Below are 232 nucleotides of genomic sequence, written 5' to 3' on the forward strand. Positions count from 1 at the left end.
TGGCCGAACAGCCAGCCCGCGCCCGGCGCGGCGCCGAGTAGGTACGGGCCGCAGGGGGCGATCCGGCGCAGCAGGCGAGGCATGGGGTGCAGAGCGGGGGTGTCGCAGACCGTCCGTGCCGCGTCATAGGGGGCCAGGGTCATGGCCAGCACGAGCGCCAGCTGTACCAGATTGCCACCCTGCGCCAGGGCGGCGGCCGAGAGCGCGGCGACGGTCGGGCAGGCGAGGACGG

At 75.9% G+C, this 232-nt stretch carries 1 protein-coding gene; it reads right to left on the minus strand.

Annotated elements, in window-relative coordinates; all coding sequences use genetic code 11:
- Positions 1–232 (minus strand): hypothetical protein (locus CVM50_RS21815; protein WP_198431945.1); only part of this gene is annotated, 232 nt, incomplete at both ends.

The sequence above is a fragment of the Pseudooceanicola marinus genome, from assembly GCF_002786295.1.
In the GTDB taxonomy this organism is placed as follows: Bacteria; Pseudomonadota; Alphaproteobacteria; order Rhodobacterales; family Rhodobacteraceae; genus Pseudooceanicola; species Pseudooceanicola marinus.